This is a genomic window from Streptomyces sp. CB02056 (assembly GCF_001905545.1).
GTDB lineage: Bacteria > Actinomycetota > Actinomycetes > Streptomycetales > Streptomycetaceae > Kitasatospora.
Window position 1 is genome coordinate 843,738 of record NZ_LIPD01000001.1, and the last position, 16,843, is coordinate 860,580.

The 16,843-nt window shown below is 76.0% G+C and carries 19 protein-coding genes; 8 read left to right on the forward strand and 11 right to left on the reverse strand.

Annotated elements, in window-relative coordinates; genetic code table 11:
- Window positions 1-64 precede the first annotated feature (64 nt).
- On the forward strand, window positions 65-877 hold the full coding sequence (locus AMK13_RS03760) for a hypothetical protein (RefSeq protein ID WP_206745844.1): 813 nt from the start codon (window positions 65-67) through the stop codon (window positions 875-877).
- Window positions 878-986: 109 nt separating this feature from the next.
- Here AMK13_RS03760 and AMK13_RS03765 read toward each other — a convergent pair whose 3' ends face one another.
- Window positions 987-3,194 carry an MMPL family transporter gene (locus AMK13_RS03765; protein ID WP_074001086.1) on the reverse strand — a complete coding sequence of 736 codons (2,208 nt, stop codon included), beginning with the start codon at window positions 3,192-3,194 and terminating at the stop codon, window positions 987-989.
- Between the two features lie 152 nt (window positions 3,195-3,346).
- Window positions 3,347-3,739, reverse strand: coding sequence for a RidA family protein (locus AMK13_RS03770; RefSeq protein WP_074001088.1), 393 nt, complete (start codon window positions 3,737-3,739; stop codon window positions 3,347-3,349).
- Window positions 3,740-3,907: 168 nt separating this feature from the next.
- Between AMK13_RS03770 and AMK13_RS03775 the strand changes: the two genes are divergently transcribed.
- Complete coding sequence (locus AMK13_RS03775; RefSeq protein ID WP_074001090.1) at window positions 3,908-5,290, forward strand: FAD-dependent monooxygenase; 1,383 nt, start codon at window positions 3,908-3,910, stop codon at window positions 5,288-5,290.
- On the opposite strand, the gene AMK13_RS03780 is transcribed toward AMK13_RS03775, so the two are convergent.
- Together AMK13_RS03780 and AMK13_RS03785 are read right to left on the reverse strand one after the other, a co-directional pair.
- A complete protein-coding gene (locus AMK13_RS03780) occupies window positions 5,215-5,631 on the reverse strand; it encodes a VOC family protein (RefSeq protein ID WP_049654179.1) in 417 nt (138 codons plus the stop codon). The two genes, AMK13_RS03775 and AMK13_RS03780, sit on opposite strands and share 76 nt — an antisense overlap.
- 5 nt (window positions 5,632-5,636) lie before the next feature.
- On the reverse strand, window positions 5,637-6,062 hold the full coding sequence (locus tag AMK13_RS03785) for a helix-turn-helix transcriptional regulator (protein ID WP_380786318.1): 426 nt from the start codon (window positions 6,060-6,062) through the stop codon (window positions 5,637-5,639).
- A gap of 244 nt (window positions 6,063-6,306) precedes the next feature.
- Between AMK13_RS03785 and AMK13_RS03790 the strand changes: the two genes are divergently transcribed.
- The 3 genes from AMK13_RS03790 to AMK13_RS03800 all read left to right on the forward strand — a co-directional run bounded on the left by AMK13_RS03790 (window position 6,307) and on the right by AMK13_RS03800 (window position 9,088).
- Window positions 6,307-7,461: a PP2C family protein-serine/threonine phosphatase gene (locus AMK13_RS03790; protein ID WP_074001092.1), complete on the forward strand. Its 1,155-nt coding sequence runs from the start codon at window positions 6,307-6,309 to the stop codon at window positions 7,459-7,461.
- A gap of 245 nt (window positions 7,462-7,706) precedes the next feature.
- Window positions 7,707-8,285: a carbonic anhydrase gene (locus AMK13_RS03795; RefSeq protein WP_049654174.1), complete on the forward strand. Its 579-nt coding sequence runs from the start codon at window positions 7,707-7,709 to the stop codon at window positions 8,283-8,285.
- Window positions 8,286-8,455: 170 nt separating this feature from the next.
- Window positions 8,456-9,088 carry a flavin reductase family protein gene (locus AMK13_RS03800; RefSeq protein ID WP_049654167.1) on the forward strand — a complete coding sequence of 211 codons (633 nt, stop codon included), beginning with the start codon at window positions 8,456-8,458 and terminating at the stop codon, window positions 9,086-9,088.
- Window positions 9,089-9,152: 64 nt separating this feature from the next.
- Here the strand turns inward: AMK13_RS03800 and AMK13_RS03805 are convergent, their stop codons facing one another.
- Entirely contained in the window at window positions 9,153-9,743 is a 591-nt protein-coding gene (locus tag AMK13_RS03805) for a hypothetical protein (protein ID WP_074001093.1), read from the reverse strand.
- Between the two features lie 444 nt (window positions 9,744-10,187).
- Between AMK13_RS03805 and AMK13_RS03810 the strand changes: the two genes are divergently transcribed.
- Window positions 10,188-11,309, forward strand: a complete 1,122-nt coding sequence (locus tag AMK13_RS03810; RefSeq protein WP_074001094.1) for a serine hydrolase domain-containing protein — start codon at window positions 10,188-10,190, stop codon at window positions 11,307-11,309.
- A 4-nt stretch (window positions 11,310-11,313) separates the two neighbouring features.
- Window positions 11,314-12,090: a MerR family transcriptional regulator gene (locus AMK13_RS03815; protein WP_074001095.1), complete on the forward strand. Its 777-nt coding sequence runs from the start codon at window positions 11,314-11,316 to the stop codon at window positions 12,088-12,090.
- 55 nt (window positions 12,091-12,145) lie between these two features.
- On the opposite strand, the gene AMK13_RS03820 is transcribed toward AMK13_RS03815, so the two are convergent.
- From AMK13_RS03820 to AMK13_RS43340, 4 genes are read right to left on the reverse strand one after another with little or no spacing between them, the layout of a single operon-like run.
- Window positions 12,146-12,574: a lasso peptide biosynthesis B2 protein gene (locus tag AMK13_RS03820; protein ID WP_074001096.1), complete on the reverse strand. Its 429-nt coding sequence runs from the start codon at window positions 12,572-12,574 to the stop codon at window positions 12,146-12,148.
- On the reverse strand, window positions 12,571-12,876 hold the full coding sequence (locus tag AMK13_RS03825; protein WP_074001097.1) for a lasso peptide biosynthesis PqqD family chaperone: 306 nt from the start codon (window positions 12,874-12,876) through the stop codon (window positions 12,571-12,573). The genes AMK13_RS03820 and AMK13_RS03825 overlap by 4 nt, the downstream gene beginning before the upstream one ends.
- On the reverse strand, window positions 12,876-14,708 hold the full coding sequence (locus tag AMK13_RS03830; protein ID WP_074001098.1) for an asparagine synthase-related protein: 1,833 nt from the start codon (window positions 14,706-14,708) through the stop codon (window positions 12,876-12,878). Before AMK13_RS03830 ends, AMK13_RS03825 begins: the two co-directional genes overlap by 1 nt.
- A 10-nt stretch (window positions 14,709-14,718) precedes the next feature.
- Window positions 14,719-14,838, reverse strand: a complete 120-nt coding sequence (locus tag AMK13_RS43340) for a lasso RiPP family leader peptide-containing protein (RefSeq protein ID WP_107086612.1) — start codon at window positions 14,836-14,838, stop codon at window positions 14,719-14,721.
- A gap of 275 nt (window positions 14,839-15,113) precedes the next feature.
- On the opposite strand from AMK13_RS43340, the gene AMK13_RS03835 reads away from it, so the two are divergent.
- Window positions 15,114-15,839: a class I SAM-dependent methyltransferase gene (locus AMK13_RS03835; RefSeq protein WP_074001099.1), complete on the forward strand. Its 726-nt coding sequence runs from the start codon at window positions 15,114-15,116 to the stop codon at window positions 15,837-15,839.
- Window positions 15,840-15,927: 88 nt separating this feature from the next.
- Here the strand turns inward: AMK13_RS03835 and AMK13_RS03840 are convergent, their stop codons facing one another.
- On the reverse strand, window positions 15,928-16,512 hold the full coding sequence (locus AMK13_RS03840) for a short chain dehydrogenase (RefSeq protein ID WP_049658590.1): 585 nt from the start codon (window positions 16,510-16,512) through the stop codon (window positions 15,928-15,930).
- A 29-nt stretch (window positions 16,513-16,541) separates the two neighbouring features.
- Window positions 16,542-16,775: a DUF4287 domain-containing protein gene (locus AMK13_RS03845; protein WP_049658600.1), complete on the reverse strand. Its 234-nt coding sequence runs from the start codon at window positions 16,773-16,775 to the stop codon at window positions 16,542-16,544.
- Window positions 16,776-16,843 lie beyond the last annotated feature (68 nt).

The following is a 16,843-nucleotide window of genomic DNA, read 5'->3' on the forward strand; positions in this document are numbered from 1 at the left end:
CCGGCGGGCCGTAGCGTCGTCACGGCGGACGGCGAGGGGCGGCCGCGCGGGGCCTTCGGGAGGGGTGGCGGGAGTGCGGGTCGGGCGGGTGCTGGGACTGGTGGCGGCGGCGGTGCTGGTGACGGCGGGGTGCGGCGGCGAGCCGACGGAGAGGTCCCTGCCGCAACGGGGCGAGGAGCGGCCGACGGCGCTGGTGTACCGGGGGCCGGCCGCCTGCGAGGGGTGCCCGGAGGCGGCGCGGGGGCTGCTGGAGCGGGCCGGGTTCGCGGTGCGGTTCATCGGGCCCAAGGAGCGGGTGCGGTTCGGCCCGGCGGCGCTGGCCGACGCGGCGGTGTACGTGCAGCCGGGCGGCACCAACGGGCAGGAGGTGGGCACCGCGTGGGACCTGCTGGCCCGCGAACCGGGCTTCACCCCGGACCTGGTGCGCGCCTACGTGCGCGGCGGCGGCCGCTACCTGGGGCTGTGCATGGGCGGCTACCTGGCCGGCGACCCCGGCTTCGACCTCCTGCCCGGCGACTCCGGCGAGTACATCCGCTCCCCGGACGCCACCGTCACCGACGAACAGGACGGCCTGGTCGACGTCCTGTGGCGCGGCCGCCCGCAGCGGATGTACTTCCAGGACGGCCCGTACTTCGACGTCGACGGCCCGGGCACGGACGTCCTCGCCCGCTACCCCAACGGCCGCACCGCCGCCGCCGTCGCCCCGTACGGCCGGGGCCGGGTCGCGGTCAGCGGCCCGCACCCCGAAGCCCCGGCCGACTGGTACGGCGACTACGGGCTGCCCGACCACTCCGCCACCGGCCTCACCCTCGGCGAGGACCTGCTCCACACCCTGACCGCCCCCGCCCCGACCGCCGGCCCCACGCCCGCACCCTGAGCCTGGCGCCGGACCGGCGGTGCGAAGCGGGTACCCGGTGGCCGCAACGGTCGGCCCCTGCCCCCGGCGGGTCGCCGGAGGCAGGGGCCGCGCGGGGACGGGCGGGCCGTCAGCCGTGCGAGAAGGTGATCCGCGGCAGTACCCGGTCCAGCCAGCGGGGGGTGTGCCAGGCGGCGTGCCCGGTCAGGCGCAGCAGGACGGGGAGCAGGACGAGGCGGACCAGGGCGGCGTCGAGGAGGACGGCGGTGCCGAGGACGATGCCCATCTCCTTGGGCGGGAGCGGGCCGGACAGGGCGAAGGTGAAGAACACCGCGACCATGACGCCGGCGGCGGCGAAGACGACCCGGCCGGAGTGGGCCAGGGCTCCGGTCATGGCGGCCTTGGGGTCGCCGGTGCGTTCGTAGTGCTCCTTGGCGGAGGCGAGGAGGAAGACGGTGTAGTCCATCGCGATGGCGAAGATCATCGCGAAGAAGAACACCGGTGCCCAGCCGTCCAGGAAGCCCTGCGGGGTGAAGCCCAGCAGGCCGGCCCCGTGGCCGTCCTGGAAGACCAGGCGGGCGACGCCGAAGGCGGCTCCGGTGGACAGCAGGCTGGCGGCGGTGCCGAGGGCGGCGATCAGCGGGGCGCGCAGGGCGGCGAGGAGCAGCAGGAAGCCGAGGGCCATGACGACGCCGATGACCAGCGGGGTCTTCTCGGTGAGCAGGTGCTGCAGGTCGAGGTTCTCGACGGCGGCGCCGCCGACCATGGTGTCGGCGGGCAGTTCGGCGCGCAGGGTGTGGACGGTGCCGGAGAGGTCGGGGCTGGAGGGGTCGACGGTGGGCACGGCCTGGATCATCGACCAGCCGGAGCCGTCGGCGGCGGCCTGGGCGGGCATGGCGGCGGCGATGCCGGGGGTGGTGGCGACCCGGGCGGCGACCTCGGCGGCGCGGTCGGTGGGGGTGAGGATCTGCAGGGTGCCGGGGGCGCCGGGGCCGAAGGCCTGCTGGACGGCGGTGTAGCCGGCGCGGGCGCTGGCGTCCTCGGGCAGGACGGTGATGGACGGCATCGCGGTGCGCAGTCCGATGACGGGGGCGGCGAGGGCGATCAGTGCGGCGAGGGCGAGGGCGCCGTAGCGCAGCGGGTGCTTCCAGAGGCGTTCGCCCCAGGCGGCGAAGCGCGGGGAGGCGGGTGGGGTGGACTTGGTCCAGGGCAGGGAGAGGGCGTCGACGCGGTGGCCGAGCCGGCCGAGGACGGCGGGCAGCAGGGTGAGGGTGGCGGCGAGGACGAACAGGACGGCGAGCATGATGCCGCCGGCCATCGAGCGGAACGCCGGGGAGGGGACGAGCATCACGGCGGAGAGGCTGACCAGGACGGTGGCGCCGGAGAGCAGGACGGCCTTGCCGGCGGTGTCCATGGTCTCGGCGACGGCGCGCACGGCTCCCTCGTCGGCGCGACCGGCGGAACGGCCGTCGGCCCGGCGGGCGGCGCGGAAGCGCATGACGAGGAAGAGCGCGTAGTCGATACCGAGGGCCAGGGCGAACATCATGGCGAAGTTCATCGCCCAGACGGACACCGGGAAGAGGTGGCTGATCAGGACGAGGGAGCCGGCCGAGGCGGCGAGGCCGGCCATGGTGAGCAGCAGGGGCAGTCCGGCGGCGACGAGGGAGCCGAAGGCGAGCACCAGGATGGCGAGGGTGACCGGCCAGGACATGACCTCGGACTTCATCATGGCGTCGTGGTTGGCCTTGTTGAAGTCGCTCCACAGGACGGAGGCGCCGGTGGCGTGGACGCTGACGCCGTCCGTGGACAGGGCGCCGAGCGGTCCCTTGAGGTCGTCGGCGGCGCGGACCATGTCGTCGGGCGAGGCGGCGGCGCCGGCGAGCAGGACGGCGGTGCGGCCGTCGGGGCTGATGGTGGCGCCGGGCTGGGGCGTGACGACGGTGGACACCCGCGGGTCGGCGGCGGCGAGGTCGTGCGCCTCGGTGATCACCTTCTGGACGGCCGGGTCGGTGACGGGGCGGTCGGCGGCGACGACGATCTGGATCGCGGAGGAGGCGTTGCCGGCGAAGTGCCGCTCGGCGAGTTCGCGGACCCGGACGGACTGGGAGCCGTCGGCCTGCCAGCCGGCGCCGGACAGCGCGCTGGTGACCTTGGGGGCGAAGGCGCCGAGGCCGATGACGACGATCAGCCAGCCGACCAGGACGGCCTTGAAGTGCCGGGCCGACCACACCCCGAGGCGGCCGAGCGGCCCGGGTCGGCCGTTCTCGGGGGCGCCGCCGCTGCCGGGGGCGTCGGGGGGCGGGGCGGCGGGCCGTACGGCTTCGGCGGGGCGGTTCACGTGGTGCTCCGTTCTCGGATGTCCGGGAGGTCCGGAGGCCCGAAAAAATACGGGTGGGGGTATCTCGACCAGCGACAACAGCACCCGTCCCGCCTTTCATTCCTCCCCGGCCGCCCCTACCCCGACGACCTCGACCCCGGCCGCCCCGTCGGCTAGCCGATCACCGCGTCCACCTCGACCTCCACCAGCCAGCGCTCGTCGATGAAGCGCGACACCTCCACGAAGGTGGTGACCGGGCGGATCTGCGCGAAGCGCTCGCCGTGGGCGCGCGCGGCCTCCCGCCACTGGCTCATGTCGGTGAGCATGACGCGGGTCCGTACGACGTCCGTGAGGGTGGCGCCCGCCTCCCGCAGGGCGGCCTCGGCGATGTCCAGGCAGCGGACGGTCTGGGCGTAAACGTCGCCCTGGCCGACCGTCGTGCCCTGCTCGCTGATCGGGGCGGTGCCCGCGACCGCGACGTGGTTGCCCTTGCGCACGGCGCGGGAGAAGCCGATCCGCGGTTCGAGGGGCGAGCCGGAACTGACTGTCTGTCGAGTGCTCTCCATCGCACCATGGTGCCGCACTAGTGCACCCGTCGGGCCGTCTGCCCGCACGAACGCCCCCGCGCGCCGCCGGACCTGCCCCGGAGCACCCCACCGCACTAGTGCACCAGCCTCAAATAGCCCCACTGCAAGGCTTGTTGGCGCCGACGCGTACGGCGTACATTCGGCGGCATGGAACACCTGGACCACCCGACGGGCACCGATGCCCCCGCCACCGACGTCCTCGTCTCCGGCGCCGGGATCGCCGGCCCCGCCCTCGCCTACTGGCTGCGCCGCCACGGCTTCACCCCCACCGTCGTCGAGCGCGCCGCCGGCCCGCGCCCCGGCGGGCAGGCCGTCGACCTGCGCGGCGCCGGGCGCACCGTGATCGAGCGGATGGGGCTGATGGAGCGGGCCCGCGCGCTGCGCGTCGAGCAGCACGGCATCGCCCTGGTCGACCGGCGCGGGCGGGCCACCGCCCGGATACCCGTCGGGCTGTTCGACGGCGAGGGCATCGTCTCCGAGATCGAGATCCTCCGCGGCGACCTCGCCGACCTGCTGCGCGAGGCCACCGACGGCGTCGAGTACCTCTGGGACGACACCGTCACCGCGCTCGACCAGGACGCCGGGGGCGTCACCGTCACCTTCGAGAACGCCCCCGCCCGCCGCTTCGCCCTGGTCGTCGGCGCGGACGGGCTGCACTCCGCCGTCCGCCGCCTCGCCTTCCGCCCCGGCGACGGCCCCGACGGCACAGACGGCACCGACGGCACCCACTACCGGCCGCTCGGCGGCTGCCACGCCTGGTTCACCGTCCACGACCCCGCCCTCGCCCGCGAGCTCGACGGCTGGTTCCTGATGTACAACGCCCCCGGCGGCCTGGTCGCCGGCGCCCGCCCCGGCCGGCTGCCCGGCGAGGTCAAGGCCTCCCTCGGCCTGCGTCGCGCACCCGCGGCCTACGACCGCCGCGACACCGCCGCCCAGCGGCGCCTGCTCGCCGAGCGCTTCGCCGGCGCCGGCTGGGAGGTGGACCGGCTGCTCGCCGGGATGCGCACCGCCGGGGACTTCGCCTTCGACACCTTCGGCCAGGTCCACCTCGACCACTACAGCCGCGGCCGCGTCGCCCTGCTCGGCGACGCCGGGTACAGCCCGAGCCCTCTGACCGGCCTCGGCACCAGCCTCGCCCTGGTCGGCGCCTACCTGCTGGCCGGTGAACTCGCCGCCGCCGCAGGCGACTTCCGCACCGCCTTCGCCCGCTACGAGGAGCTGATGCGCCCCTACGCCACCCGGGCCCAGGAGCTGCCGCCCGGCGGCCTGGGCGGCTACGCCCCGGACAGCGCCCTGGCGATCCGCCTGCGTGCCGCCTCCATGCGCTGGATGGGCCGCTGGCCGCTGCGCCCCGTGCTGGCCGCCCAGTTCGCCAAGGCCGGCGACATCGCCCTGCCCGACTACCCGCTGCCCGCCCGGACCGCCCGAGCCTCAGGCCGCACGCCCCCGCCCGGCTACGCCGTACGCGGCTGGTTGAAGCGCAGCATGTTGCCCGACGGGTCGCGGAAGGCGCAGTCGCGCACCCCGTAGGGCTGGTCCATCGGCTCCTGGAGGACCTCGGCGCCGGCCGCCCGGATGCGCTCGAAGGTGGCGTCGCAGTCGTCGGTGCGGAAGATGACGCCGCGCAGCAGGCCCTTGGCGAGGAGTTCGGCGGCGGCCCGGCGGTCGGCCTCGGAGGCGTGCGGGTCGGCCAGCGGGGGCTCCAGGACGATCTCCACGCCGGGCTGGTCGGGCGAGCCGACGGTGACCCAGCGCATGCCCTCGAAGCCGACGTCGTTGCGCACTTCGAAGCCGAGGACGTCGCGGTAGAAGGCGAGCGCCCGGTCGTGGTCGTCGACGGCGATGAAGCACTGCGCGAGTTCGATGCTCATGCCGGTCACGCTACGGGAGCACCGGGGCCGCCGTCGCTCCCGTTCCCCTTCGCCTCCTTGGCCTCCTTCGCCTCCTTGGCCTCCGCGCGCCGCACCGGGCGGGTGCCGATCTTGGCGACGCAGGCCGGGATCGCCGCGCCCTGCTCGTGGTCGCGGGCCCGGTAGGCGCTGGGGCTCTGCCCGACCAGCTCGGTGAAGCGGGTGCTGAAGGAGCCCAGCGAGGTGCAGCCCACCGCCATGCAGACCTCGGTCACGCTCAGGTCCCCGCGCCGCAGCAGCGCCTTGGCCCGTTCGATCCGGCGGGTCATCAGGTAGGTGTACGGGGTCTCGCCGTAGGCGGCGCGGAAGCTGCGCGAGAAGTGGCCGGAGGACATCAGCGCGGTGCGGGCCAGCGCCGGCACGTCCAGCGGCTGCGCGTACTCGCGGTCCATCCGGTCCCGGGCCCGGCGCAGCCGCACGAGGTCGTCGAGCGGCACGCGGCCCGCGGACGGGGACGAGGTAGAAGACGGGGACGGGGACGGGGACGACACACCGGCCACCGTACCGACTGCCACCGACAGACGGCGCCCGGCCCGTCCGTCCACCCCGTCCCCCGCCCGGCGCAGCCCGCTCGCGCCCGCCCCGCCGCGCCGACCACCCTGGAGCGGGGGCCGGACGGCGGAGAGGGCGACAGGGGTGGACGGCGAGGACGAGCAGCCCACCGCCCCGCGCGCGCCCGGCAACCGGGCGGTGGTGCTCGGCGTGCTGGCCGCGACCGTCGCCGTGCTGCTCGTCCAGGCGGTCAGCGGCACCAGTGCCCGCCTGGTGCTGCTGCTGGTGTTCCTGCCCGCGCTGCTGGCGGGCCTGGGCACCGTGGCCCAGACGGTGGCGGCCTCGGTGTGGGTGACCGCCGTGGTGGTGGCCCACTCGGTGCTGTTCCCGCCCGGGGACCTGCCGGCCCGCCTGGGCACCCTGCTGGGCGTGGTCGCCGCCGAGGCCGCCGTGATCGGCCTGTGCGCGCGGCGGGTGCGGCGCGAGCGGCAGCTGTCGCGGATGCGGCAGGTCGCCGTCGCCCTCCAGCGCCAGCTGCTGCGCCCGCTGCCCGTCACCACCCCGGACGTGCGCCTGGACGGGCTGTACCGGCCGCTGGAGCAGGACGCCATGGTCGGCGGCGACCTGTACGACGTCGCCGAGACCCCGCACGGCACCCGGGTGCTGGTCGGCGACGTCCAGGGCAAGGGCCTGCTCGCGATCGGGACGGGCTTCGCGGTGCTGAGCGCCTTCCGGGAGGCGGCCTTCCGCGAGCCGCGGCTGACCGCCGTCGCCGACGCCCTGGAGGCGGCGGTGGAGCGGCACAACGCCTACGCGGAGCAGAGCGGCGAGCAGGAACGGTTCGTCACGGCCACCGTGCTCTGCGTCCGCGCCCCGGACAGCAACGACGGGGGCACCGACGACGAGGGCCGCGCCACCGAGGTGCGGGCCGTCAACTGCGGCCACCTCTCCCCCTACCTGCTGCGCCCCGACGGCCGGGTGGAGCCCGTCCCCCTGGACGCCGGGCTCCCGCTCGGCCTCGCCGCCCTGGCCGCCACCGGCGAACCGCGCCCCGAGCGGCGCTTCACCCTGCCCGGGGACGGGGTGCTGGTGCTGCTCACCGACGGCATCACCGAGGCCCAGGACGCCTCCGGCGCGTTCTACCCGGTCGAACGGGGCCTGGCCGACCTCGCCGCCGTCCCCGCCGACGCCCTGCCCGAGGCCCTGGACCGGCGGGCCCGGCGCTGGAGCGGCGGGAGCAGCCGCGACGACGTCACCGTCCTCGCCCTGCGCCCCGCCCCGGAACCGCCGGCCCGGTAGCCCGGTAGCCGCCCGGGACGGGCCGAACAGGGCCGTACGGGGCTGTACACGGCCGTACGGGGCCGTACGGGGCCGTTCGGGACCGTCCATGGGGCTGTCCGGCCCTTGACCCCCGGCTGCGGGCTCCACCTGCGGCGATCTAGGGTGCAGGCATGATCCCCACACCGATACCCAGCCCCGAGCCCACCCGGCTCGACGGTCCGACGGACGACTTCCTGACCGACCCCGCCCAGGCGCTGCGGGTGATGATGCAGGGCAACGCCCGGTTCGTGGCGGGCAACCCCGAGCACCCCAACCAGGACGCCGGGCGCCGCGCGGCGCTCGCCCCGGCGCAGCGGCCCTTCGCGGTGCTGTTCGGCTGCTCGGACTCCCGGCTGGCCGCCGAGATCATCTTCGACCAGGGCCTGGGCGACCTCTTCGTGGTGCGCACCGCCGGGCACGTCACCGGCGCGGAGGCGCTGGGCAGCATCGAGTACGGGGTGAGCGTGCTGGACTGCCCGCTGGTGGTGGTGCTGGGGCACGACTCCTGCGGTGCGGTGGCGGCGGCGCTGGACTCCCTGGAGCAGGGGCAGCTGCCGGGCGGTTTCGTCCGGGACGTGGTGGAGCGGGTGACCCCGAGCGTGCTGTCCGCCAGGGCGGCGGGCATCGAGGACCGGGACGGGATCGTGGACGAGCACATCCGCCAGACCGTGGACCTGCTGGTGGAGCGCTCGCAGGCGCTGGCGGCGCGGATCGCCGAGGGGAAGGTGGCCGTGGTGGGCCTGTCCTACCGGCTGCGCGACGGCCGGGCCCGGCTGGTCTCCGCCCGGGGGCCGGTGGGCTGACGGCGGGCCGCCGCGTCCCGCCCGTCGCCGGGGCGCGGACGCCGTCCTCGGGAAACCGGAGTCGCATCCTCCGGAACTCGATGTCCGATCACCGCCAGCGCCCCCGTGCGGGCGGCGGCAGAGTCGGTGACCGGCAACGATTCCCCATTTCCCGAGGACGGCAGTCTCCCGTGCACAAGGCCATCGATCTCAAGGTCCTGTACTTCGGCACCCCCGTGGTGCTGATCGGCTCGCGCAACGAGGACGGCAGCGCCAACCTCATGCCGATGTCCTCGGCCTGGTGGCTGGGGCAGTCGTGCGTGCTCGGCCTGGGCGACAGCTCGCAGACCGCCGAGAACCTGCGGCGCGAGGGCGAGTGCGTGCTCAACCTGGCGTCCTCCGCGCAGGTGGACGCGGTGGACGCCCTCGCGCTGCTGACCGCCAAGCCGCGGATCGCCGAGTACCGGCTGCGGCAGGGCTACCGCCACGAGCGGCGCAAGTTCGAGGCCGCCGGGCTGACCGAGGTGCCCGGCGAGCTGGTGCGGGCGCCGCGCGCCGCCGAGTGCCCGGTGCAGCTGGAGTGCCGGGTGGAGTCGGCGACGGCGCTGGCGGGCGGCGGGCGCACCGCCTTCGAGGTGACGGTGGTGCGCGCCCACGTCGAGGAGAGCCTGCTGGTGCCCGGCAGCGACCACTACGTCGACCCGGTCGGCTGGGACCCGCTGATCATGAAGTTCTGCGAGTTCTTCGGCGACGGGCGGCGCCTGGCCCCCTCCCGCCTCGCCGAGGGCTGGCAGATGCCCGGGCGGCTGCCCGCCGCCGTGTGACGTGGCGTCCGCCCGGGGCCTCCGCTCGGGACGTCCGCCCGGGACGTCCGCTCACCGGTGGCGCTCAGGGCGCGACGGTCGCCCCGCAGGAGTCGCACACCCGCGTCGCGGGCAGCTCCAGGAAGCAGCTCGGACAGATCGCCGGCGGGCGCGGCGGCGCGGCGACGGCGGCCTTGCGCTCCACCGAGGCCCGCAGGCGCGGGGCCAGGGCGGGCGTGCCGCCGTCGGCGGGCAGGTCGGCGGCGAAGTGCCGGTAGCAGGCCAGGCGGGCGGCGGCCGCGTGCTGCTCGCGGTCCATCTCGGCGGCCACCGGCGGCTGTCCGGCCACCGCCAGCACCTCCTGGTAGCCGGGCCCGACCTTGCCGTCGGTGGCGTGCACCACCAGGGCCGTCAGCGGTGGGTCGCCGCGCCGGTGCGCCTCACGGATCACCAGGGCCAGCACCTTGCCTATCCAGTGCCGCTGGTTGATCCGGGTGCGCACCCCCGAGGCCTCCTGCACCGCCTCGGCGAGGCCCGGGTAGCTGATCACCGCGTGGTAGCGGCGCGCCACCTCCACCAGGGCCGGGTAGGCCGCCCTGGTCCACACGATGTGCGCCTGGCTGGCGCTGACCGCCGAACCGTCCGACGCCCGCCAGTACGTGTGCTGCTCCGTCATCCGCCCGCCCCTGTCCGTCTTGTCCGTTGTGTACGTGTCCGTCCCCCGCGGGCCCCCGCCGGGAGCGAGGCTACCCGGCCCCGGAGCGGCACCCTCGGGCGGGGCCTCGCCTCGGGCGGGGCTTGACTTCAAGTCCTGTTGAAGTCGTGGAATGGGTGCCGACCGCAGCCGTACGGGCAACCCCGCGGTCGATGCCCCGCCCGTACGGAAACCCGTACCGGGGCCGGGGCCGCCGCCTTCCCGATCGTGCCGACGGCGGCCCCGGCCTCCGGGCTCCCCCGCCCACCCCACCGGGCGCTTCGCCCCGCCTCCCGCGCCTCCCGCCTCGCGCGGGCGGGCCGCGCCTGTGAGCCGGAACACGGTTGAGGTTGACCTTGGGTCAGGGTGGAGGCTCCTCTCATCGGGCCCGACGACGACGCGGGCCCCGCGATACGAGGGGGCAGCATGTCCACCCACCACTCCACCCACGGCCCGGACCGCCCGGAGCTGCGACGGGCGGTCGAGGAGATCGCCGGATCCGGTTTCCTCGGCGTGCAGGTGCGGGTGAACGACGCGCACGGCGAGTGGGTCGGCACCGCCGGGTCCCGCGAGCTGGGCCGCGAGGAGAGGCCGCCGGCCGACGGGCACTTCCGCGTCGGCAGCGTCACCAAGAGCTTCATCGCGACCTCGGTGCTGATGCTGGTGGCCGAGGGCCGGCTGGCCCTGGACGACCCGGCCAGCAACCACCTGCCCGGGTTCGGGCTGGACCGGCGGATCACGGTGCGGATGCTGCTCCAGCACACCAGCGGGATCTTCAACCACACCGGCGAGCTGGAGGAGGACGGGACGTTCGTGCCGGGGGTCCCGTGGCGGGGCCGGGAGTGGGTGGAGGACCGCTTCCGCACCTACCGGCCCGAGGAGTTGGTGCGGCTGTCGCTGTCCCGGCCGGCGCGGTTCGCGCCGGGGGCGCGCTGGAGCTACGCCAACACCAACTACGTGCTGGCCCGGCTGGTGGTCGAGCGGGTCACCGGCCGGCCGTTCGCCGAGGAGCTGCGGCGGCTGGTCCTGGAGCCGCTGGGGCTGACCGGGACGGTGGCCCCGGGCCCCTCGCCGGAGGTGCCCGAGCCGCACGGCCGCAGCTACTACCGCTACGAGGACGCCGGGCGGGAGCGGACGGTCGACGTCACCCGGCACAACCCGTCCTGGGTCTCGGGCGGCGGCGACATGATCTCGACCACCCGGGACCTGCACGTGTACTTCTCCGCGCTGATGGGCGGCCGGCTGCTGCCGCCCGGCCTGCTGGCCGAGATGCGCGCGCCGGAGGCGACGGTCGGCTACGGGCTGGGGATCTTCGCCCAGGCCACGGACACGGGCACCGTCTTCCACCACAACGGCGCCACCATCGGCTCGGCCGCGCTGATGTACGGCTCGCCGGACGGCGGCACCACCCTGACCGCCGGGCTGACCTACGTGGACGACGCCGACGTGTCCGTCGCCGCGGCGTTCCAGAGCGCCCAGCGACGGCTCGTCGACGAGGTGTTCGGCACCGGGCCCGGCCCCACGGCATCCGGTCGTACGGCAGGCTGAACGGATGGCAAACGGAGTCACGATCGGGCAGGCGGCCGCGTACGTCGGCGTCACGGTGAAGACGGTGCGGCACTACCACCGGCAGGGGCTGGTCGAGGAGCCGCTGCGCGACGCCTCCGGCTACCGGCGGTACGGGTCGGGCGAATTGCTGCGGCTGGTGCAGGTCCGGACGCTGGCCGCCGCCGGGGTGCCGCTGGCGGAGGTCGGGCCGCTGCTCGACGCCGACGGCGAGCGGTTCGCCACCGCCCTCGCCGACGTGGAGCGGCGCCTGACCGAGCGGATCACGGAACTGACCGCGCGCCGCGACACCCTGCACCGGCTCGCCGACGGCGACCGGGCCCTGCTGCCCGACCGCGCCTGCGCGGTCCTGGAGCGGATGCCCGGGCTCGGCTTCGGCCCCGACTACGTGGCGGCGCAGCGCGAGGCCCTGGTGCTGGCGCGGGCGCTGGTGCCGGAGGGCTTCGACGGCCTCCTCGCCCAGCTCGAACTGCGCCTGGACGACCCGGGGTTCGTCGAACTGACCAGACGCGGCCAGGAGGCCGAGGCCTGGGAGCCGGACGATCCGAGGGTCGAGGAGCTCGCCGCCGCCATGGCCGACCACTACCTCGCCAACCCCGCCCTGCTGGGCGACCCGGCCGGCCTGCGTGCCTGGGCCAGGGCCGCCACCCAGTACCGGCTGATCGACCGCCACCGCGACGACCAGGCCCCGGTCTCGGCCCGGCTGACCGCGCTCACCGAGGCCCGGCTGCGCGCCGCCGGCGTCCCGTCCCCGCACCGGTAGCGCCCCCTGCCGCCCGCGGGAAGCCGGGCCGACTTCCCGCGCGGCCCTCCGCCGGTCACCAGCCCGGCCGGGGCTCCGGGGCGATGGTGATCAGCGGGTGGAAGTGGGCGAGTTCGGCGGGCTCGTCGACGGGGCCGCCCTCGGCCTCGATCCAGGCGTGGGCGCGGAACGGGGCGGTGCGCACGCCGGTGCGCCAGGTCGGCCAGGCGCCCCGGGTGCGGCACAACAGGGCTGTGGCGATGGAGCGTTGGAGGCAGCCCTGGCCGGCGCAGCGCATGCTGAGGGCGACCACGGCCTGCCGGGCGGCGAGGGCCTCGGCGCGGTCGGCGGGCCGGGCGCCGCGGCGCAGGGCGAGCATCACCCGGCGGATGCGGGCCGGGGGGAGCCGCTCGATCAGCCGGGCCGCGCCGATCGCCGCGAGGGCGGCGGGCCGCCGGTGCCAGGGCGGGCGGCCAGCGCGGGTGGCGTGGGCGTGCAGGCTCATCCGGCCGTGCCCGCTCCCGTGCCGGCCGGTCCGCCGGCGCCCGGTCCGCCGGTGACCAGTCCGGCGGTGCGCAGGGTCTCGTGCAGCCGGTCGACGTCGGCGCGCGCCCGGTCGGCGGTGACCGGGTGGCGGGCGCTGAGGTCGGCGGCGGTCTCCTCGGCGGTGCGGCCGTCCAGCAGGGAGCGCAGGACGAGCAGTGCGGTGCGGTTGAGCTGGTAGTAGCGGCCGGAGCGCTCGTCGAGCAGGACGGCGCCGTCGTCGGTCGGGGTGAGCGTCACGTCAGGGCGCAGCTGGGCGGGCATCAGGTCCCTCCGGTGGTGGTGGCGGCGGTGCGGTGGCGGCTGCCGTGGGCGCGCAGCCAGTGTTCGCAGGCGAGGGTGGCGTCCAGGGCGGCGTAGGGGGTGCCGGTGGGGTAGAGCCCGAGGCAGGCCTGGCGCAGGGCGTCGGGGTCGATCAGGCCGGCGCGGGCCAGGGCGCTGTCCTCGGTGAGGGCGGCGATTCGGGCGCGGTGGCGGGCGAGGCCCTGGTGGGCGTCGGGGGTGAAGTCGCCCTTGCCGGTGCGGCGCAGGAGGTCGGCGGGGACGTCCGGGGCGAGGGCGGTGGTGAGCAGGGGCTTGTAGGCGAAGGGGGTTCCGCGGGTGGCGGGGTCGGCGGCCAGGCAGGCGTCGAGGACCTGGTCGTCCAGGAAGGGTGTGCTGTACGGGGTGCCGGCGCGGGCGGTGGCGTCGACGAGCTGGCGCATGGCGGAGGCGCTGTGCCGGACCGTGCGCAGGACCTGGTGCTGGGCGTGCTGCGGGGCCAGGGGCCGTGCGTCCCGCAGGGCCTTGAGCTGGTCGCGGACCAGGGCGGCGGCGTGCGGGGTGGCCCAGGGCGGCAGCCGGGGTTCGGTTCCCCAGCCGAGGAGTTGGGTGGTGGGCGGCGCGGGGTGGGTGAGGCGGTCGGCGGCGTGGGCGAGCCAGGCGGGGTAGGGGCGGGGGTCGGCGAGGGCGCCGAGGGCGTCGGGCAGTTTCCAGCGCAGGCGGGCGCGGTGTCCGCGCAGGTGGCGGGCGGCGGTGGCGGGGTGGCGCGGGGCGAGGGTGCGCAGGTAGGCGGGGAGGGCCTGGAGGACTTCGTCGCCGCCTTCGCCGCTGATGCGCAGGCGGGCGCCGCGGGCGGCGAGGAGGCGGGCGACGGCCTCGTCGCGGGCCCTGGTGCGGGTCCAGGCGAACGGTTCGTCGCCCTGGGGGCCGGGGGTGTCGGTGTCGGCGAACATCGCGGGGAGGTCCTCGGCGGGCAGGACGAGCCGGGTGCCGGGCAGGTGGCGGGCGGCGCGGTCGGCCCAGGGGGCGTCCTCGTGGTGGGGGTCGAGGGAGCCGATGGTGACGGTGAGCAGGTCGGCGGGGCCGGTGGCGGCGAGGAAGCACAGGGGGGTGGAGTCGAGGCCGCCGGACAGGTCGGCGGCGACGAGTCCGCCGTCGCGGGTGCGGGCGGCGACGGCGCGGTGCAGGGCGTGGCGCAGGGCCGTCGCGGCTTCGGGGCGGGGTCGTTCGGGGGCGGGCGGCTGCCAGTGGGCGAGGGTGCGGGCGGGGCGGGCGGGGGCGAGCAGGGCGGTGTGGTGCGGTGGCACGGGGGTGATGCCGGGCCACAGGGGCAGGGTGTCGGCGGGGTGCGGCAGGGGGTGGGCGAGGCGCAGGGCGAGGCGTTCGGTGGACGGGGTGAGGCCGGCCGCGGCGGCCAGGACGTCGGCCCGGTCGGCGAGGACGGGGACGCCGTGGACCTCGGCCAGGTGGAGGCGGTGGAGTCCGGACAGCGAGCCGCGGGCGGTGACGGTGCCGTGCACGGTGGCGATCAGGTGGTGGCTGCCGGCCGGGCCGTCGGTGTGGGTGAGGGCGAGGGCGTCGCGCGGGTCGCGGAGGTGTTCGGCGCGGCGGCGCAGCTGGTGGGTGTCGGTGTCGCTGGTGCCGAACACGGCCAGCGCGACCGGTCCGGCCTGGGCGGTGACCGCCTCGTCGGCCGGCCAGTGGCCGAGGATCCAGGGGCGGCCGCTGGGGTGGTGCAGGGCACGGCGCTCGGCCGTGCCCCACACCGCGGCCACCGCGGCTGCTGCGTCGGTGTCCGGCAGGACCACGAACCAGGTCCGCCGGTGGCCGTTCACGGTTCGGTCCTCAGGGGGCGAGGTAGTAGCCGTGGACGTCGGACTGGTTGCCGATGTCGAAGCCCCGGGTGAGGTCCGCGAAGTCGCCGAGTTCGATCATCACCGGGGGCTCGTACACGTCGTCGGTCATGGCAATGTCCTCTCTTGTGCGGGGAGTTGGACACGATCGCCGGCCGGCGGTGCTCCTACTCTTCCTCGTCGGTTCGCCGACGGACAAGCGGCGCCGGGGCCTTCGGCCGGAACCCGACGGCCCGGGCGGGAGTGGCCGCAGGCGCTCGCGGGACTGCTGAGCACCCGGGCGAGCGGGTGGCGGGGGCGGCGGGCGGGAGGCCGGATTCGGCCAGCCCTGGACGAAATGGTGTAGACCTGTCCGCTGCCGGACGGGGCCTCGCCTACGGTCGTCCCATGGCTGACGCATGCTTCGGGCACCCGCGGCTCGCCGCGCTCTACGACCCGCTCGACCCCGACCGCGGCGACCTCGACGCCTACCTGGCGATGGCACGGGAGTTCGGGGCGCGCCGGGTGCTGGACATCGGCTGCGGCACGGGGGTGTTCGCGCTCCTGCTGGCCGGCCGCGGGTTCGAGGTGGTCGGCGTCGATCCCGCCCTGGCCTCCGTGGAGGTCGCGCGCGCCAAGCCGGGCGGCGGGCGGGTGCGGTGGATCCACGGCGACGCGACGGACCTGCCGCCGCTGCGGGTCGATCTGGCGACGATGACGGCGAACGTCGCCCAGGCGATCGCCGGTCCGCGGGCCTGGCGGGGGACGCTGCGGGGGGCCTTCGCGGCGCTGCGGCCGGGCGGGCGGCTGGTCTTCGAGACCCGCGATCCGGGCGCCCGCGCCTGGGAGGAGTGGACGCGCGAGCGCTCCCACCGGGTGACGGAGGTCCCGGGCGCGGGCGCCGTCGAGAGCTGGGTCGACCTGGTCGGGGTACGCGGGCCGCTGGTGACGTTCCGGTGGACGTACGTGTTCGCGGTGGACGGGCAGGTGCTGACGTCGGATTCGACGCTGCGCTTCCGGGAACGGGCGGAGGTGGAGCGGGACTTGGCCGCCCACGGCTACGTGCTGGAGGAGGTCCGCGACGCTCCCGGCCAGGGCGGGCGGGAGTTCGTCTTCGTGGCCCGGCGCCCGTGACCCCCGCCGCTCCGTAACCCCCCGCCGCTCCGGGGCGCCGTGCGCGGGAAGTCGGCCGGGCCGACTTCCTGTGCGCGGGCTCGGCGGTTCAGGGGAGCAGGGTCTCCCCGTTCGTCCGGCCTTCCACGGCGGTGACGTAGGAGCGGGCGGCGTCGACGGCGAGGATGCCGGGGGCCGGGTCCCGGCCGAGGAGCTGCAGCGTCTCGGCGATCCAGCCGGGGCTGACGAGGTTGATCCGCAGGTCGCGGGGCAGTTCGGCGGCGGCGTTGCGGACGAAGCCCTCCAGCCCGGTGTTGATGACGGCGCCCAACGATCCACCGACCATCGGGGTGGTGAACGTGCCGCCGGTGAGGGTGATGGAGCCGCCGTCGCGCAGGTGGTGCTGGGCGCGCCGGGCCAGGGCGATCTGGCCCAGCAGCTTGCCCTGCAGCCCGGCGAGGAACTCCTCGTCGGTCGCCGTGGCGAAGTCGACCATCGGGCCCGACACGGCGCAGCAGACGACCGCGTCGAGGTCGGGCAGGCCGGCGAAGAGCGCGTCCAGGGAGTCGGAGTCCTCCAGGTCGACCGTCACCGGGCCGCTGCGCGAGGCCCGTACGACCTGGTGCTCCTTCTCCAGGGCGGTGGCGACAGCGCTGCCGAGTGTGCCGGAGGCTCCGATCACGAGTACCTTCATGCCGTCGATGATCGCATCAAGTGGCCCTCTCAGGAGGACTTTTCGGCAAGGGTGTGGGCGACGAGGGCGTTCGCGTGGCCGTGGCCGATGTTGTGCTCGGTCTTGAGCCAGGCGACGAGCTCCATGTGCCTGGCGAGCGGGGAGGCGCGAATGAGGTCCTTCCACTCCTCGACCGGGCGGCCGTACTTCTTCTCGATGGAGGGGAAATAGGAGGCGGGGCCCTTTACGGCGGGGGCCTTCGCGGCGGTCTCCGCGGTCTTCACGGCGGTCTTCGCAGCGGTCTTCGCGGCGGGGGCGGCGGTCATGGGCGGTTCCTCTCGGGAGGGCGGGA

What these genes read in the sequence shown, in the direction of transcription:
- AMK13_RS03770 (WP_074001088.1), bottom strand. Translation starts at nt 3,739, where the DNA reads ATGGAGAGCACTCGACAGACAGTCAGTTCCGGCTCGCCCCTCGAACCG.
- AMK13_RS03775 (WP_074001090.1), top strand. Translation starts at nt 3,908, where the DNA reads ATGGAACACCTGGACCACCCGACGGGCACCGATGCCCCCGCCACCGAC.
- AMK13_RS03780 (WP_049654179.1), bottom strand. Translation starts at nt 5,631, where the DNA reads ATGAGCATCGAACTCGCGCAGTGCTTCATCGCCGTCGACGACCACGAC.
- AMK13_RS03785 (WP_380786318.1), bottom strand. Translation starts at nt 6,062, where the DNA reads ATGGACCGCGAGTACGCGCAGCCGCTGGACGTGCCGGCGCTGGCCCGC.
- AMK13_RS03795 (WP_049654174.1), top strand. Translation starts at nt 7,707, where the DNA reads ATGATGCAGGGCAACGCCCGGTTCGTGGCGGGCAACCCCGAGCACCCC.
- AMK13_RS03805 (WP_074001093.1), bottom strand. Translation starts at nt 9,743, where the DNA reads ATGACGGAGCAGCACACGTACTGGCGGGCGTCGGACGGTTCGGCGGTC.
- AMK13_RS03810 (WP_074001094.1), top strand. Translation starts at nt 10,188, where the DNA reads ATGTCCACCCACCACTCCACCCACGGCCCGGACCGCCCGGAGCTGCGA.
- AMK13_RS03815 (WP_074001095.1), top strand. Translation starts at nt 11,314, where the DNA reads ATGGCAAACGGAGTCACGATCGGGCAGGCGGCCGCGTACGTCGGCGTC.
- AMK13_RS03820 (WP_074001096.1), bottom strand. Translation starts at nt 12,574, where the DNA reads ATGAGCCTGCACGCCCACGCCACCCGCGCTGGCCGCCCGCCCTGGCAC.
- AMK13_RS03825 (WP_074001097.1), bottom strand. Translation starts at nt 12,876, where the DNA reads ATGCCCGCCCAGCTGCGCCCTGACGTGACGCTCACCCCGACCGACGAC.
- AMK13_RS43340 (WP_107086612.1), bottom strand. Translation starts at nt 14,838, where the DNA reads ATGACCGACGACGTGTACGAGCCCCCGGTGATGATCGAACTCGGCGAC.
- AMK13_RS03835 (WP_074001099.1), top strand. Translation starts at nt 15,114, where the DNA reads ATGGCTGACGCATGCTTCGGGCACCCGCGGCTCGCCGCGCTCTACGAC.
- AMK13_RS03840 (WP_049658590.1), bottom strand. Translation starts at nt 16,512, where the DNA reads ATGAAGGTACTCGTGATCGGAGCCTCCGGCACACTCGGCAGCGCTGTC.